We start from the raw sequence: 18,921 nt of genomic DNA on the forward strand, positions 1-18,921 counted from the left end.
CGATGAGCGACATTATCGATTTATACGGATTATCACCCTTGCAAAAAGGGATACTGTTTCATACTTTATATGATCAAGACGATGATCATTCTTTTTCCTACATTGTACAGGTAGATTTCATACTTGGCGGTCGATTAGATGTTGCTGCTTTCGAAAAGGCTTGGGAATACATCATTCACCGACATGAGATCCTACGTTCTGTTTTTGTGTGGGAGGAAGTAGAAAAGCCATTGCAAGCTGTTTATCAACGTCTTCCTTTTACCATTCGCCGAGAAGATTGGAGCGCTCTTCCGTGTGGAGAGAGGGAAAAGAAATTACACCAGTTTTTGAACGCTGATCGGAGGCAAGGGTTTTCGTTAGACGAAGCACCGTTGATGAGAATCACTGCTATCAAAGAAGCAGAAGAAGAAACGAGAATCATTTGGACACATCATCATATTTTATTGGATGGATGGAGTGTGTCCCTGGTCTTCAGTGAAGTGATGGAGGTTTATCTCAAGATGATAAAGGGAGAAGCATTCGACCTTCTCAAGTCTCTTCCCTATAAAAAATATATCCAGTGGATTAATAAACAAGATCGAAGTAAAGCTGAGAAATTCTGGACAGAAGAATTAAAAGGATTTCATGCACCTACGCCATTAATGATGGAAAGAAATGACCAGGGGCAGGAGAAGGGTTATGGAGAGAGCGTTTATCGGCTATCTGAGGAACTGACTGAGACTTTACAAGAGTGGGTGCGAAATAGTCAGCTAACATTAAATACGTTAGTACAAGGAGCCTGGGCTTACTTGATGAGCCGGTATAGCGGCGAAAGCGACATCGTGTTTGGTGTGACTAGCTCCGGACGTCCTCCTGAATTAGTAGGAGCAGAGAAAATGGTTGGTCTATTTATAAACACATTGCCTACCCGAATTCGGGTAACGGATGAACATTCATTAGTGGACTGGCTCCGTAAGATACAGATGAAAGAACTGGAACGGAGACAATACGAGTATAATTCGTTGGTCGATATTCAAGGTTGGAGTGAAGTTCCAAGGGGTAGTGGTTTATTTCATACCTTGTATGTGTTCGAAAATTACCCGATACAAGGAGAGCGCAAGGCTGATTTAAGAGTACTTGAGGTCCAAAGTGCTGAACAAACAAATTATCCTTTGACGCTCATTGCAATGCCAGGTAAGCAACTCACTTTGAAGTTGATGTATGACAGGCATCATTTTGATGAAGAGACCATTCAGCGGATTCAGGGCCATCTATCGCAAACATTGATCCAGATGACGAAAAGCTCAGACCCAAAGCTATCCGAAATTACCCATTTAACAATGGAAGAGCGGACACAACTGCTAGAGAAATGGAATGATACCCAAGTAGATTATTCATGTGAAAGCATGATTCATGCGTTATTTGAGCAGCAAGTGGAAAAAACGCCAGAAGCGATCGCGGTTATGTATGAAAATGAGCAACTTACCTATAAAGAGCTGAATGAGCGTGCTAATCAGCTGGCTCACTATTTACAGAAGCAAGGTGTGGGTCCAGAGTCTTTAGTCGGCGTTTATATGGAACGATCCCCGGAAATGATGATAGGGTTGCTAGGGATTCTAAAGTCAGGAGGAGCCTATGTTCCGCTTGATCCTACGTATCCCGAGAATCGCCTACGCTATATATTAGAAGATGCTAGAATCGAAGTGCTAGTGACGCAAGAAAGGTTAGAAAAAATAGGTACATCCGAACAAATCGAAATAATTTGTATGGATCAAGATCGCATTGCGATTGAACAAGAAGAACCGACCGCATGTACAAGCAGTGTAACAGGAAAAAATTTAGCATACGTCATGTATACTTCCGGATCTACAGGAAAACCAAAGGGAGTGATGATCGAGCATCATTCGGTGATCAATTATCTTGAATGGATGCAACATCAATATCCACTCTCTGAAAGAGATGTGGTTTTGCAGAAAACACCGATCTCATTCGACGTATCTGTGTGGGAGTTATTTTGGGGCATTAGTATAGGAGCATGTGTATCCTTCCTTCCTCCGGGCGGGGAGAAAGATCCTTCTATAATAGCTGAAGTGATAGAGAAGCATCGGGTTACGATTGTCCAATTTGTTCCCTCGATGCTATCTGTTTTCATAGATCATTTCGATCATACTGAGCTGAAACGGAAATGTTCATCCGTGCGTCATGTGTTTTCTGGTGGAGAAGAGCTTAGTCCGGGGTTGGTTAGACGATTTCAACAGCACTGGGATGAGAGCGGACAAGTTAAATTGACCAACTTTTATGGACCAACAGAAGCAACCATTTATGTGAATGCATATGACTGTCAATCCAATCAAGAATTTGTTTCCATTGGCAATCCGATTCAAAATATCCAGCTTTATGTATTCGATCGGAATCAGCGCTTGCAATCGGTAGGGATTGAGGGTGAGTTGTATATTGGTGGTGCAGGCTTAGCACGTGGTTACTTAAACCGACCTGATCTAACTTCTGAACGATTCGTTCCGCATCCGTTTCAATTAGGAGAACGGCTATATCGAACAGGGGATCTAGTAAGATATCTAACTGATGGAAATTTGAAATTCATAGGAAGAATGGACCATCAAGTGAAAGTGCGCGGCTTTCGGATTGAGCTTGGAGAAATTGAAGCGACTTTAGAAAGGCATACGTCTATCAAAGAGGCTGTCGTGATCGTTCGAGAAGATCGCCCAGGCGATCAGCGATTGGTAGCGTATGTGATAAGCGATGGAAATATCCAAAAGTGGCGAGAGTATCTCCAAAACCAATTACCGAATCACATGGTTCCAGCACACCTTGTAGAGTTGGATTATTTCCCGCTTACTCCGAATGGGAAAATCGACCGAAAAGCCTTACCAGAACCGGAGGGACAGCCTATGGCCTTTAACGTCCTGCCGCGAACGCCATCGGAAGAGCTCATCGCAGCGGTTTGGAGTCAAGTGTTAGGAATAGAAAATATCGGCAGTCAGGACTCTTTCTTTGAACGGGGTGGGCACTCACTGCTTGCTACCCAAATCGTCTCTCGATTACAAGAAGCATTCCAGATCAAAATCCCGCTACGCGAACTTTTCAAGTACGATACGGTGGAGGCATTGGCGAAGCGACTGGATCAGTTGTGTAAAGGAGACAAAAAACGAGAGATTCCGCCACTTGTACCTATGGCACGGAAAGAATCCATTCCGCTTTCCTACGCACAGAAACGCCTATGGTTCATTGATCAGTTAACGCCAAATAGTGCGATGTACAATATTCATGCAGCATGCCGACTGACAGGGAAATGGTCACTTGAAGCATTGGAGACGGGATGGAATCAGTTGATTGAACGTCATGAATCATTGCGGACGGTGATTCAAGAGCGAGAGGGTCAACCGATCCAACAGATTCAGTCGCATGTCTTCAGGCCCCTCCCCCAAATGGATCTAACAATTCTCTCTCTGGAAGACAGAGAAAGAGAGATGAAGCGGTTCATTCAAAACGAAGCGGAAGAACCATTTCATTTGGGACAAGGTCCCTTGATTCGAACGCGAATTTTGAAAATGGACAAAGAGGAATGGATACTCCTTTGTACGATGCATCATATTATTTCGGATGGATGGTCAATGGGAATCTTGCTCGAAGAATGGATGGCTTTTTATGAAGGAGCGCTAAGTGGAAAGCCAGTGGAGCTGAAGAAGTTACCTGTTCAATATGCGGACTTTGCCCTGTGGCAAAAAGAATGGCAAAAAGAAGAGGATCTTGATGAACACCTTCAATATTGGAAGGAAGAATTGCATGGTGAGTTACCGGTCTTGCAATTACCGATGGATCGTCCTCGACCTGCTGTTCAAACTCACCGTGGAGCAAGTCAGACTCTGATGTTGCCATATTTCCTCCGGGAAAAGCTCAAAGAGTTAAGTCAGCAAGAAGGAACCACCTTTTTTATGACCTTAATGGCGGCGTATCAAAGCTTTCTTGCTCGTTATACGGGACAAGACGACATCTTGGTTGGAAGCCCGATTGCGAACCGGAATGTTAAAGAGATTGAAGGATTAATAGGTTTCTTTGTAAATACGTTGGTTTATCGAGCTGATTTTAGTGGAAATCCGACGTTCCAAGAACTTCTGTCGCAGATACGAATAAAAGCACTAAAAGCATACGAGTACCAGGACATTCCGTTTGAGAAAGTGGTAGAAGCGGTAAAACCTGAACGGAATACCAGTCATTCGCCGATTTTCCAGACCATGTTTACCTTGCAGAATACGAAACAAGGGTTACCTCAGCTATTTGAAAGAAACATGGAGATGATGGAAAGTCATACTTCGATTGCCAAATTTGATTTGAGTTTGTTTGCATCGGAGACGGAAGAAGGACTATTGCTAACTTTTGAATATAATACCGATTTGTTTAATGCTGCAACCATTGAACGAATGGCAGGACATTTTGAACATTGGTTATCTGAAATTGTATCTCATCCAAAAGATTCTTTAACAAAACTGAATATGCTGCCGAAAGCAGAATATAAGCGGTTACTAGAGGAATGGAATGACACAGATGTTGTCGACCTACGTGAAGAAACGATTCATACATTGTTTGAGGAACAAGTGGAGAAAACGCCAGAAGCAATCGCGGTAGTGTGCGAAGATGAGGAGCTGACATATCGGGAACTGGACGAACGTTCCAATCAGTTGGCCCATTATCTCCATAAGCGTGGGGTGGGATGTGAATCATTGGTTGGGATCAGCGTTACACGTTCATCCGAGATGATTGTCGGTCTTTTAGGAATCATGAAATCAGGAGGAGCGTATGTACCGATTGATCCTTCGTATCCGGAGAGTCGATTACGGTATATTTTAGCGGATGCTCATATCGAAGTACTGGTGACACAGGAAAAGTTGCCGCAAAAAATGACTTTACCGGAATCCGTTGACATGATTTGTATCGATCGTGATCGAGCGGCAATCGAACAGGAAGTGACGACGGCATGTACGAGTGAAGTGACAAGCGATAACCTAGCTTATATCATCTATACCTCAGGATCAACTGGCAAGCCTAAGGGAGTGATGATTGAGCATCGGAGTGCGTTGACGATGATCCATTGGGCACATCAAACCTATTCCCGACAGGAATTAGCGGGAGTGCTGGCTTCAACTTCACTATCCTTTGATCTATCGGTTTTTGAAGTGTTTGTTCCTTTGACGATGGGTGGTAAGGTGATTGTCGCTGAAAGTGCTCTTCATCTGGACAAGTTGACTACGAGGGATGTGACTTTGGTCAACACTGTACCATCAGCTGCGAAGGAACTGGTTCGGGCAAATACAATCCCTTCTTCGGTAAAGGTGATGAATTTGGCTGGAGAACCGTTGCCCCAGTCATTAGTCGAGCACTTGTATGAGAGTAGTCCAATTGAAAAGGTGTACAACTTGTACGGTCCATCCGAAGATACTACTTATTCCACGTATATGAAGCTAGAAAAGGGTGTCAAGTACAAGGTACCACCGATTGGCAGACCCATTTCTAACACGGAAGTATATGTCCTCAGTGCAAACCAGCAAATGGTGCCGATTGGTGTAGCCGGTGAGCTTTACATTGGGGGATCAGGCTTGGCGCGTGGCTACTTAAACCGCCCTGACTTAACAAACGAGCGTTTTATCCCGCATCCATTTAAAGAAGGGGAGCGAGTATATCGGACGGGGGACCTTGTGAGGTACCTGCCGGACGGGACTTTGGATTATCTCGGTCGGATCGATCATCAAGTGAAGATCCGTGGATTCCGGATTGAGCTAGGTGAGATTGAAGCGACGTTACAAAGTCATTCATTGGTAAACGAAGTTGTTGTGATGGTACGAGAAGATCATCCGGGTGATCAGCGTTTGGTTGCCTATGTAGTGGGAGAAGAAAATGCTCATGATTGGCGTGATTATCTCAAGACAAAGTTACCAAATTACATGGTTCCGGCACACTTTGTCGGATTGACAGCTTTCCCGCTCACCCCAAATGGGAAAATCGATCGGAAAGCCTTACCTGCACCAGAGCGCAAGGGAGCAGAAGGTGGTTATGTTGCCCCTCGTACACCTACGGAAGAAGCAATTGTTTCGATATGGCATCAAGTTTTAGGCACGGAAAATATCGGGATTCATGATTCTTTTTTTGAACTTGGTGGCCATTCATTACTCGCTACACAAGCTGTTACTAGCCTGAAAGAAGCCTTTGGGATTGAGTTACCACTGCATGATTTATTTACGTATACTACGGTGCAGGAATTGGCAGAACGGGTTAATCAGCTGCAATGCAGTGGAAATGAGCAAGCACAGAATGATAGTAAGGGGAATGTAAGTTTTCAAGACTATATTCAAAAAGAAGCAGCGGCGAGTAATGATGAAGAGTTACTTGAACTTCTTAAGCAATTGGAAGAGTTATCAGAGGAAGAAGCGCAAGGTATATTCGAGAGCAACTTGGTTGAGGAAGGGGTAAAAAAATGAGAAGTGATTTACTTGCGAAGCTGGATTCGCTTTCTCCTGAGAAAAGGGAGTGGCTTCAGAAGCAGATGCAAAAAAAGGAGAAAGAAACGCTTCCGTTGTCCTATGCACAACAACGATTATGGTTTATGGACCGATTTAACCCAAACAGTTCATTATATAATATTCCGACAGTATGGCGTCTGAAAGGGCATTGGCTACCTGGAGCATTGGAAAAGGGATTAAATCGGCTCATTGAGCGTCATGAATCATTACGCACCGTTTTTAAGGAAGTAGGAGACCAACCGGTACAACATATTGTGGAATATCTTCCTAGAAAACTACCTGTAGAGGATTATTCTCACCTTCCTCTGGAAGTAAAGGAAAAAGAGATAGAGAGTTTGATTGCAAGAGAAGCGCAGGAGCCATTTGATTTAATGAATGGCCCTTTGATCCGCAATCAACTGGTTCAATTAGGGAAAGATGAATGGTTATTGCTATGTACCATGCACCATATTATTTCTGATGCGTGGTCCATTGGCATATTGATCAATGAATTGCTTGCCTTCTATGAGGAGGAAACGAGTGGGAAGCCTGCCGGACTAAATTCACTATCGATTCAATATGCAGACTTTGCGAAATGGCAAAAGCAGTGGTTGCAGGGTGAAGTGTTGGATCGACAACTCACGTATTGGCAGGAAGAATTGTCCGGTGAGCTTCCTATATTACAACTGCCGTTGGATTGCCCTAGACCGGGTACGCAAACGTACGCTGGGGACACATGTCGTGTGATTGTACCTCACACACTACTCAGTGCATTGAAGAATTTAAGTCAGCGAGAAGGATCCACCTTATTCATGACCTTAATGGCTGCGTATCAGAGCTTTCTTGCACGCTATACGGGGCAAAATGATATTCTCGTCGGAAGTCCGATTGCGAATCGGAATCATAAAGGAGTAGAGGAATTAATCGGCTTCTTTGTTAATACGTTAGTCTATCGGGCGGACCTGAATGGGGCTCCTACGTTCCGGGAGATTTTGTCTCAGATAAAGAAAAAGGCGTTGAAGGCATATGAATATCAAGATATTCCGTTTGAAAAAGTGGTAGAAGCGGTACAACCTGAACGGAGCACTAGCCATTCGCCCATCTTCCAGACCATGTTTACGCTACAGAATATAAAACAAGAACGATTAGAGCTGTCTGGGAGAAGTTTGGAAATGATAGAAAGTAATATCTCGATCGCGAAATTTGATTTGAGTCTAACCGCGTATGAGGTGGAGGAAGACCTACATGTCACTTTTGAGTACAATACAGATTTATTTGACAGTAGAACCATTGCACGTATGGCGGGGCATTTTGAAAACTGGTTGAACGAAATCGTTCATCATCCAGATGAATCATATACAAACCTGACGATGCTATCGGACACAGAGCAGAAGCAGCTCTTGGAAGAATGGAATGACACTGATGCAGTTTATGCACATGAGAGCATGATTCACGAACTGTTTGAACAGCAGGTTGCGCGTACACCTGAAGCGGTGGCGGTAGTATATGAAGGTGGACAGCTGACGTATCAAGAACTCAACGAGAAAGCGAACAAAATGGCCCATTATTTACAAAAACGGGATATAGGTCCTGAATCATTGGTCGGGATATGTTTCGAGCGTTCACCCGATATGATGATTGGTCTCTTAGGAATTCTCAAAGCCGGCGGGGCTTATGTCCCGCTGGATCCGAGTTATCCCGAAAATCGCCTGAGATACATATTAAAGGACTCACAGATCCAAGTGCTTTTAACGAAGGAAGCGCTACTAGGTTGGTTGCCCGAAGGGATCCAAGCGATTTGTTTGGATCGGGATCAAGCAGCGATTTCTAAAGAGAGTGGCTTGGCGCCAGTGAGTGGAGTGACAGCAAAAAACTTGGCGTATATCATTTACACTTCGGGTTCGACAGGGAATCCGAAGGGAGTGATGATCGAACACCACTCGGTTATCAACCGATTACAGTGGATGCAAAAAAACTATCCATTATCTGAACAGGATACGATTCTTCAAAAAACGCCGTTTTCGTTTGATGTCTCTGTCTGGGAATTATTTTGGTGGTCATTTGTAGGAGCGCGTGTTTGTTTACTTCCGCCGGGTGGAGAGAAGGATCCTGCAATGATTGAGGAGTGCATTGAGCGATATCGTGTGACCACGATGCACTTTGTTCCGTCGATGTTATCTGCATTCTTGGATTATATGGAACAATCCAGAGCAAAAAAGGACGTATCGTCTTTGTGTCAGGTTTTCACTAGTGGAGAAGCGTTAAATTCCGAACAGGTTCGCCGGTTTAAGGGTGTATTTTATGATTTTCAGCAAACGAAGTTATGCAACTTGTATGGTCCTACCGAAGCGACTGTAGATGTTACTTACTATAATTGTGATTTAGAAAAAGAACTGATGCTCATTCCAATTGGTCGTCCGATTGATAATACCGAATTGTATGTATTGGATCAAAACCAACAGGTGGTACCGGTTGGTGTGGCTGGGGAACTTTACCTTGGTGGTGTAGGCTTGGCACGTGGTTACTTCAATCGTCCAGAGTTAACTGTTGAACGTTTTATTCCGCATCCATTTAAGGAAGGGGAACGACTCTATCGGACCGGGGACCTGGTGAGGTATCTGAATGACCGCAACTTGGAGTATATCGGCAGAGTAGATAATCAAGTGAAAATCAGAGGCTTCCGGATTGAGCTGGGAGAGGTTGAAGCGGTCCTACATGATCATCCATCTGTGAAAGAGGCTGTCGTGCTGGTAAGGGAAGATCGTCCAGGAGACAAGCGGTTAGTAGCATATGTGGTGGGTGAAGGAAACACTGGAGAATGGCGCGAGCACCTAAAGGCGCAATTACCGAGTTACATGGTCCCGGCATACTTTGTCGAAATGGAAGCGATGCCCCTCACTCCGAATAGCAAAATCGATCGCAAAGCCTTACTGGCATTGGAAGGACAGTCCGTGAGTGCCGATATTGTCTTACCTCGGACACCAGGGGAAGAGCTCATCGCGTCTGTATGGAGTCAGGTGTTAGGCATAGGAAATATTGGTGTTCAGGCTTCCTTCTTTGAACTTGGTGGCCACTCGCTACTCGCTACCCAAGTTGTCTCACGTTTACAAGAAGTCTTCCAAATCGAACTACCGTTGCGTGAACTATTTGAGTATTCAACGGTGGAGGCGCTGGCGAAGCGACTGGATCAGTTGCGTAAAGGAAACAAAAAACGGGAGATTCCACCGCTAATGCCGATGGAACGGGGGGATGCGATTCCGCTCTCTTATGCCCAACAGCGCCTGTGGTTCATCGACCAATTCACGCCCAATAGTGCACTTTATAATATGCCGATGGTTTGCCGTCTTACAGGGAATTGGGTACCCGAAGCATTGGAGACGGGATGGAATCAGCTGATAGAACGTCATGAATCTTTACGGACAGTGTTCCATGAAGTGGATGGTCATCCTGTGCAGCAGATTCAACCGCATGCTTTTCGGCCCCTTTCTCAAATGGATTTAACTATGCTTTCTCCGGAAGAGCGAGAATCGGAAGTTAAGCGTTTGTTGCAGCAAGAAACAGAAGTGCCATTTGACCTAGAAGAAGGCCCGCTGACTCGGACGATCCTCTTGCGAGTGGGAGAAGAGGAATGGGTCCTCCTCTGCACCCTGCATCATATCGTTTCGGATGGATGGTCGATGGGAGTCCTACTTAACGAATGGATAGCGTTCTATGAGGAAGCAATGGGTGAGAAGGCAGCGGAACTTGAACCTTTACCGATCCAATATGCGGACTTTGCTCAGTGGCAAAAGGGATGGTTGAAGGAAGAAGTGCTTGAACAGCAACTCCACTATTGGCAGGAAGAATTGTCTGGTGAGTTGCCCTTGCTACAACTGCCGATGGATCGCCCTCGGCCTGCGGTACAAACCCATCGCGGATCGACACACACTGTGTTGCTGTCACGTTCATTACGCGACAACCTGAACGAACTCAGTCGTCATGAAGGATCGACTCTCTTCATGACCCTGTTGGCTGCGTATCAAAGCTTCCTCTCCCGTTATACAGGACAAGAAGATATTCTCGTCGGAAGCCCAATTGCGAATCGTAATTACAGAGAGAGTGAAGGATTAATCGGCTTCTTCGTGAATACGCTGGTCTATCGGGCTGACCTGAGTGGTACACCGACCTTCCAAGATATATTGTCTCAGGTGCGTCAAAAGGCACTAAAAGCATATGAATATCAAGATATTCCATTTGAAAAAGTTGTGGAAGTTGTGCAACCCGAGCGGAGTACAAGTCATTCCCCGATCTTCCAGACGATGTTCATCTTACAAAATATGAAACAAGAGCTTCCGGTTTTGTCTGGTAGAAGGATCGAAATGATAGAAAGCCATAGTCCGATCGCGAAATTTGATTTAAGTGTAATGGCAGCAGAGACGGAAGAAGGATTAATGTTCGCTTTTGAATACAATAAGGATTTATTTGATGTTACAACCATCGAACGAATGGCAGGACATTTTGAGACATGGCTAAATGAAGTTTCTCTTCATCCACAAAAACCGTTGAATAGTCTTGGTATGCTATCGGAATTCGAACGTGATTTGTTAGTAGAGACATGGAATGACACCGCAATGGAAATGTCCCAAGTGGGTCTTATTTGCGACGGATTTGAGGACCAAGTAGCACGACGTCCCGGTGCGATTGCAGTGGTTGATCAAATGAGAGAGTGGACCTATGGTGAACTGGATGCGCGGGCAAATCAGTTGGCACATGTTTTGCAGAGAAAAGGGGTTGTTCCTGAATCAGTTGTGGGCGTCTACCTCCCGAGATCGGCTGAGCTCATGGCAAGTTTACTTGGTATATTAAAAGCTGGCGGGGCCTATGTCGTCCTAGATCCGTTGTATCCGAAATCACGGTTACAATACATGATTGAAGATGCAGGGATCCAAATCGTGGTGACGACAGCAGCGCAAGAAAACCTTTCAGAACAGGTCGAAACGGTGAGATTAGAAGAAATGACAGATGAAAGCGTGATCGCACCGAAGCGGCGGGTAAAACCCGAGCACTTAGCTTATATCGTCTACACCTCTGGCTCCACAGGAAAGCCAAAGGGTGTCATGGTCGAATATCGGTCATTGATGAATATGGTTTCTTGGCATCAAGCGGTATACCAAATTACAGCACAGGATCGTGCGACTCAGATTGCGGGGATTGCCTTTGACTCAGCTGTCCAGGAGATATGGCCTTATCTCACTGCTGGTGCAGCACTATACCTATCAACAGAAGAGTTGCGGATCAATCCAGAGGCTCTAAGAGATTGGCTCATTGATTCACGGATCACGGCTAGCTTTGCGCCTACACCTATACTCGAAAGACTCTTGAAATTATCTTGGCCAGAGAAGACGGATCTCCGTTTTATCATTACGGGAGGAGATCAGTTAACACAGTATCCATCTGAACAAATCCCTTTTGCAGTGATTAATCAGTATGGTCCATCGGAAAATACCGTCGTTGCCACTGATTGTTACGTGCCTGTAGGAATGTCAACAGGTACTCCGCCAATTGGTCGGCCGATTGCGAATACAGAAGTATACGTGTTAGATTCTCACCTTCAGCCGGTGCCGGTGGGTGTGATTGGAGATCTCTATATCGGAGGAAAGAGCCTTGCTCGCGGCTATGCCAATCGTCCGGAACTCACAGAGGAAAAATTCATTCTGCATCCGTTCAAGTCAGGGGAACGTCTCTATTACACCGGGGACAAAGCAAGTTATCTTCCTGGAGGTGATCTCCAATTCCATGGTCGTATGGATGACCAAGTAAAAATTCGCGGTTTCCGGATTGAACTGGGAGAAGTTGAAGCAACGCTGCAGGCGCATTTGTCTGTAAAGGAAGCTGTTGTCCTGGTGAGAGAGGATCATCCAGGAGACAAGCGATTGGTAGCTTATGTAGTTGGTGAAGGAAGTGTTCATGAATGGCGGGTGCATCTGCAAACACATTTACCGAATTACATGGTTCCGGCACACTTTGTCGAGATGGCATTTTTACCACTCACACCGAATGGAAAACTCGATTTGAAAGCATTGCCAATGCCTGATGAACCATCTACTGAAAATACCGTATACCCAAGAACTCTGATGGAAGAGCTCATCGCTTCGGTATGGAGTCAAGTACTGGAAATAGAAAATATTGGTGTTCAGGATTCGTTCTTCGAGCGAGGTGGACACTCGCTACTTGCTACGCAAGTTGTCTCCAGGTTAAAAGAAGCATTACAAATCGAACTGCTAGTGCGTGAACTGTTTGAGCATACAACAGTGGAGGCGTTGGCGAAGCGACTGGACCAATTGTGTAAAGGAGACAAAAAACGAGAGATTCCACCGCTTATACCGATGGAACGGGGAGAAGCCATTCCGCTCTCTTATGCCCAACAGCGCCTGTGGTTCATCGACCAATTTCAGCCCAATAGTGCACTATATAATATGCCGATGGTTTGCCGTCTTACAGGGAATTGGGTACCCGAAGCATTGGAGACGGGATGGAATAGGCTGATAGAACGTCATGAATCTTTACGAACGGTATTCCATGAAGTGGATGGTCACCCTGTGCAGCAGATTCAACCGTATGCTCTCCGGTCCCTTCCTAAAATGGATCTAACTACGCTTTCTCCGGAAGAGCGAGAAAGAGAAATGGAACAATGGATCAAAAACGAAGTCGAAGCACCATTTGACTTAGGGCAAGGTCCGTTGATTCGTGGGCAAATCGTGCAAATCGCTGAAGAAGAATGGATTCTTCTTTGTACGATGCATCATATTATCTCTGATGGCTGGTCGATGGAAATCTTGCTCCAAGAATGGATGGCATTCTATGAAGATGCGGTTGGCGGCAAACCAGCAGAACTCGCACCATTACCGATTCAATATGCCGACTTTGCCCAATGGCAAAGGGAATGGTTAAAAGAAGAAGTACTTGATCGGCAGCTTGCATATTGGAAGGAAGAGCTGTCTGGCGAGTTACCAGTCTTAATGTTGCCGATGGATCGTCCTCGTCCTGCGGTGCAAACCCATAGCGGATCGATACACACTGTGTTGCTGTCACGCGCGTTACGCGACAAATTGAATGAGCTTAGTCGTCAAGAAGGATCGACGCTCTTCATGACCTTACTTGCATCGTATCAAAGCTTTCTCTCTCGTTATACAGGACAATCGGATATTCTTGTCGGAAGCCCGATTGCAAATCGGAATTATCGCGAGATTGAAGGATTGATTGGTTTCTTCGTCAACACGTTGGTTTATCGGGCTGATCTGAGTGGCGCACCAACATTCCAAGAGTTGCTGTCTCAGGTACGGACAAAAGCATTGAAGGCGTATGAGTACCAAGATGTTCCGTTTGAAAAGATTGTAGAAGTCATACAATCCGAGCGAAGTATAAGTCATTCTCCGATCTTCCAAACCATGTTTACGTTGCAAAACACGAAACATGAGCTACCAGAGCTTCATGGAAGAAGTTTAGAAGCGATGGAAATTCAAGATTCGAACGCCAAGTTTGATTTGAGTTTAAGCGCCCTAGAGAAGGAAGAGGGTTTGGTCCTTTCTTTCGTCTTTAATACTGATTTATTTGACGTTGTAACTATCAGACGTATGGCTGGGCATTTTGAAAACTGGTTGAATGAAATCGTGGAACATCCTGATAAATCATTGACGAAGTTGACGATGCTTTCGGAAATGGAGCAGCAGCAGCTGGAAGAGTGGAATAATAATGCTGAAGCGTATCCACGTGAGAGTGTGATCCACAGGCTTTTTGAAGATCAAGTGGATCTTACACCTGACACGGTGGCGGTAGTGGATGAAAATCAGCAGTTGACGTATCGGGAGCTGAATGAAAAAGCAAACCAATTGGCCCATTATCTCCAWAAATGTGGGGTTGGGACCGAATCATTGGTCGGGCTTTGTTTCCAACGTTCAGTTGAGATGATTGTCGGTCTAATGGGAATCTGGAAAGCTGGGGCAGCCTATGTTCCGTTGGATCCATCGTACCCAGAAAGTCGCCTGCGATATATTCTGCAGGACACAGGGATACAAGTATTGGTCACGAACGAAGCATTAGAAGAGTGGATACCCGAAGAAGCCGAAGCAGTTTGTTTGGATCGGGATCAAGCGATGATCTCGCGAGAAAGTACCCTTTCACCAATATGTGAAGTGGCAGGAGAAAACTTGGCATATGTGATCTATACATCGGGTTCGACCGGGAATCCAAAGGGCGTTTTGGTGCAACATCATTCGGTACTAAATCTATCATATGGTCTACAGAAAGAAGTTTTTTCGCATGAGACACCTGTTAACATGCGTGTCGGTTTAAATGCTTCGATCGCCTTTGATGTATCCATTCAGCAATTACAAATGCTTTTGTATGGTTCAAGTTTGTATATTATTCCGRACGAAGTTCGCAGTGATCCCCAACAGTTTGTATCATATATTCGGGAGAATAAGTTGGAAATGTTCGATATGACCCCTTCATTACTCCAATTACTCATAGATGTCGGGTTGTTAGAAACAAACGATGGTGTTCATGTTCCAAGCAAGGTACTGGTCGGTGGCGAAGCAATTGTACCGTCACTGTGGGAACAATTAGCTGAGGCTGACAAGATCCATTTTTATAACGTGTATGGTCCTACGGAATGTACTGTCGATGCGACATGCTATCGTATCAAAAAAGATGGTAAGCGAGTAACCATTGGGCGTCCGTTGCCGAACGTTCAAGCCTATGTATTGGATGGGAATTGGTTACCTGTTCCAGTTGGTGTAACGGGTGAACTTTATATCGGTGGAGCAGGCCTAGCGAGAGGATACTTGAATCGTCCAGAGTTAACGTCCGAACGTTTTATTTTCAAAGAAGGAGAGAGGCTATATCGAACAGGGGATCTCGTGAGGCACCTTCCTGATGGTAACTTGGATTATCTAGGAAGATTGGATAACCAAGTGAAAATTAGAGGATTCCGGATTGAGCTTGGGGAAATTGAGGCAACCTTACAGGAGCATTTCTCGGTAAAAGAGGCCGTTGTGATGGTGAGAGAAGATCAGCCAGGAGATAAGAGATTGGTAGCCTATGTAGTGGGTGAAGGGCGTAAAGAAGAATGGCGCGAGTATCTCAAAGCACAACTGCCAAGCCATATGGTTCCCGCCTACTTTGTCGGGATGGAAGAATTACCATTGACCTTAAATGGAAAGATTGATCGGAAAACTTTGCCTGTGCCAGATCATCAAGGGACAAAAGGAGGCTACGTGGTTCCAAGAAATGAGAGTGAACAAATACTTACCATGATATGGGAACGTGTGTTAGGCACAAAACCGATTGGCATTCATGAAAACTTTTTTGAAATCGGTGGAGACTCGATTCTCAGCATTCAGATTGTCTCTCGTGCAAAGCAAGCAGGTTTGCAATTGACACCAAAGCAAATGTTTGAACACCAAACGATTTCCGAGTTGGCGCAAGTAGTCAAAGAAGAGCAGGGTGTACAAGCGGAACAAGGAGTCGTAACTGGAGAACTGATCCTTACACCAATCCAGCAATGGTTTTTTGCACAAGATCATCCTAACCCACATCATTGGAATCAATCCATGTTTTTTAGAACAAAAGAGCGACTGGATATAGTATTACTGGAGAAAGCTGTCCGTACCCTTCTAATCCATCACGATGCCTTGCGTTTAAGATATGAACGTTTTCCGGATGGAGCTTGGAAACAGCGGAACGAAGGGATTGAAGAACAATCGACGCTGACCGTGATTTCATTAGAAGATGTGCCACAAGCAGAATGGCATCAAGTAATTCAAGCAGAGATTGACACTGCACAAGCAAGCTTGCACTTACACGCAGGACCGCTAATGAGAATGGTGTATTTTGATGAAGGCGAGAAGAGAGCCGGCCGATTATTCTGGGTGATTCATCACTTAGCAGTGGATGGTGTTTCTTGGCGGGTTTTACTGGAGGATCTGCAAACGGCGTATAATCAAGCGAGCCATGCTCAGATGATCCAATTACCTACAAAGAGTACATCCTTTAAAGCGTGGTCGGAGAAATTGCATCATTATGCTGAAGCTGGGATTGTGCAAGGAGTGCGTGATTACTGGGAGCAGCAATCCGAACAAGAGGTGGCTATGCTACCAGTGGATACCACCCTCGAAGTTCCAGCAAACACAGGAACCGAGGAGATTACCGTGGTGCTGGATGAGAAAGAGACCCGTGCGTTATTGCAAGAGATTTCAAGCACTCATCGTGTCCAAATCAATGAAGTGCTATTGACAGCATTGGTACAGGCTACGGCAGCATGGACAGGTCATACGACGCTGACCGTGGATTTGGAGGGTCATGGCCGGGAAGAGATCATCGAAGACGTTGACCTATCGAGAACCGTGGGATGGTTTACAAGTATCTATCCTGTTCACTTGAATATTACAGGTGCAAACACGCCCACCGCAGCATTAAAAGCAGTCAAAGAACAAGTGCGCCAAATTCCTAATAAGGGCGTTGACTATGGGATTTTGCGGTACTTGAATCCAGCGATGCGTGAGCTATTCCAGTCTCAAATCACTCCGTCCATTAGTTTTAACTATCTTGGACAATTTGACCAAATGTTCTCTGACGATGCCATGTTTGCTCCGGAGACCGGGTTTACGCGCTTAGATCATGCTCCTGGTTCCAAGCGATCACATTTGATCGATGTAATCGGGATTGTAACCGATGGAAAACTTCATTTCACTTGGGTGTACAATGTTGGACAGTTTGCGGAGTCGACCATTCAAAGTGTTGCAGAGAATATGCTCCATCAACTGAGTGGATTGATTCATTCTTCGGGTGGAGAATCTACGCTGACCGTTTCGGATTTTGCGATTGCAAATCTCACCCCAGCAGATTTGAACAAAGTACTATGTAAGATGAATCGTGGAAAGAATTATCCGATTATCGACCTGTATCCGCTATCACCTTTGCAGGAAGGCATGATCTTTCATACGCTGCATGATCAAGGGGATGAACATTCGGCGCCGTATATGGTGCAATTAAGTTTCCTGTTTAAAGGGAAATTGGATATCCTTACTTTCGAGCAGGCGTGGAAATCGACGATCCAGCGGCATGAGATCTTTCGTTCGGCATTTGTGTGGGATGAGATTGAAAATCCTTTACAAGTGGTGTATGCACATATCCCATTTAAGCTGAATGAAGTGGATTGGCGTGCGCTGTCTGCTGAAGAAAAAGAGGAGAAACGAAAAGCCTTTTTGGCGACGGATCGAAACCAGGCCTTTCTTTTTGATGAAGCGCCATTGATGCGGGTGACTGTCATTCAAGAAGCGGAGGAAGAATATCGGGTTGTTTGGACGCATCACCATATTTTGTTGGATGGATGGAGCTTGCCACTGGTCTTTAACGAATTGCTTACAGTGTATCAGAAGAGGATAAAAGGAGAGGCTGTGGATTTACCCAAGTCACCGCCATACAAGAAATATATTCAATGGCTGAAAGAGCAGGATCAGGAACAAGCCGAACAATTCTGGAGGGAGAAACTCAAAGGCTTTACAGCGCCAACCCTGCTTGGCTTAGAAAGTAAGGAGCAAGAAAAAGGTTACACGGAGAAGGTAACTTATTTATCAGAAGAGCAAACCCAAGCGCTACAAAACTGGGCGAAGCGCAAGAGGCTCACTTTGAATACGGTAATTCAAGGTGCGTGGGCGTATCTCATGAGCCGGTATAGTGGAGAAGATGACATTGTCTATGGTGTAACTAGCTCGGGACGCCCTACGGAGATTATTGATGTTGAAAACATTGTAGGTCCCTTTATTACCACATCACCGACGCGAATTAAGTTGCTAGATGATATAAAAGTAATGGATTGGTTGCAGAAGATACAAGAGGAAGAGATAGAAAGAAGACAATATGAATATGCTTCCTTGACAGAGATTCAAGGATGGAGTGAAGTTCCTAGAGGAACCCCGCTGTTCCATAGCTTGTATGTGTTTGAAAACTACCCAGTGAAAGAGGAGTCTTCAGGAAATCTAGAAATTGGTGAGTTGGAAGGAGTAGAGCAAACTCATTATCCATTGGGATTGACAGTTGTTCCAGAAAGCCAGTTGTTGTTAAAGTTGAAGTATGATCGCAGCAAGTTTAATGGCCTAACCATTGAACGGATGCTGGGTCATTTAAGCCAGGTGTTAAAGCAAATGATCGAGAACGTTGATCAAACTCTGTCGGAGCTGGTGTATGTTACGGAAATAGAAAAGAAACAACTACTGGAAGAATGGAATGATAATGCAGCGGCATATCCACGTGAGAGTGTGATCCACAAACTGTTTGAAGATCAAGTGGATCGTACACCTGACACGGTGGCGGTAGTGGATGAAAATCAGCAGTTGACGTATCGGGAGCTGAATGAAAAAGCAAACCAATTGGCCCATTATCTCCATAAATG

Annotated in this window: 2 protein-coding genes; both read left to right on the forward strand. The window is 45.0% G+C overall.

Annotated elements, in window-relative coordinates:
• The first annotated feature begins 2 nt into the window (after positions 1–2).
• Positions 3–6,470 carry an amino acid adenylation domain-containing protein gene (locus tag AC1DVK_RS23040; protein ID WP_477627467.1) on the forward strand — a complete coding sequence of 2,156 codons (6,468 nt, stop codon included), beginning with the start codon at positions 3–5 and terminating at the stop codon, positions 6,468–6,470.
• A partial coding sequence (locus AC1DVK_RS23045) for a non-ribosomal peptide synthetase (protein WP_477627468.1) occupies positions 6,467–18,921 on the forward strand: 12,455 nt, incomplete at its 3' end. The genes AC1DVK_RS23040 and AC1DVK_RS23045, both read left to right, overlap by 4 nt.

It is taken from the genome of Peribacillus sp. P4_B1 (genome assembly GCF_056402395.1).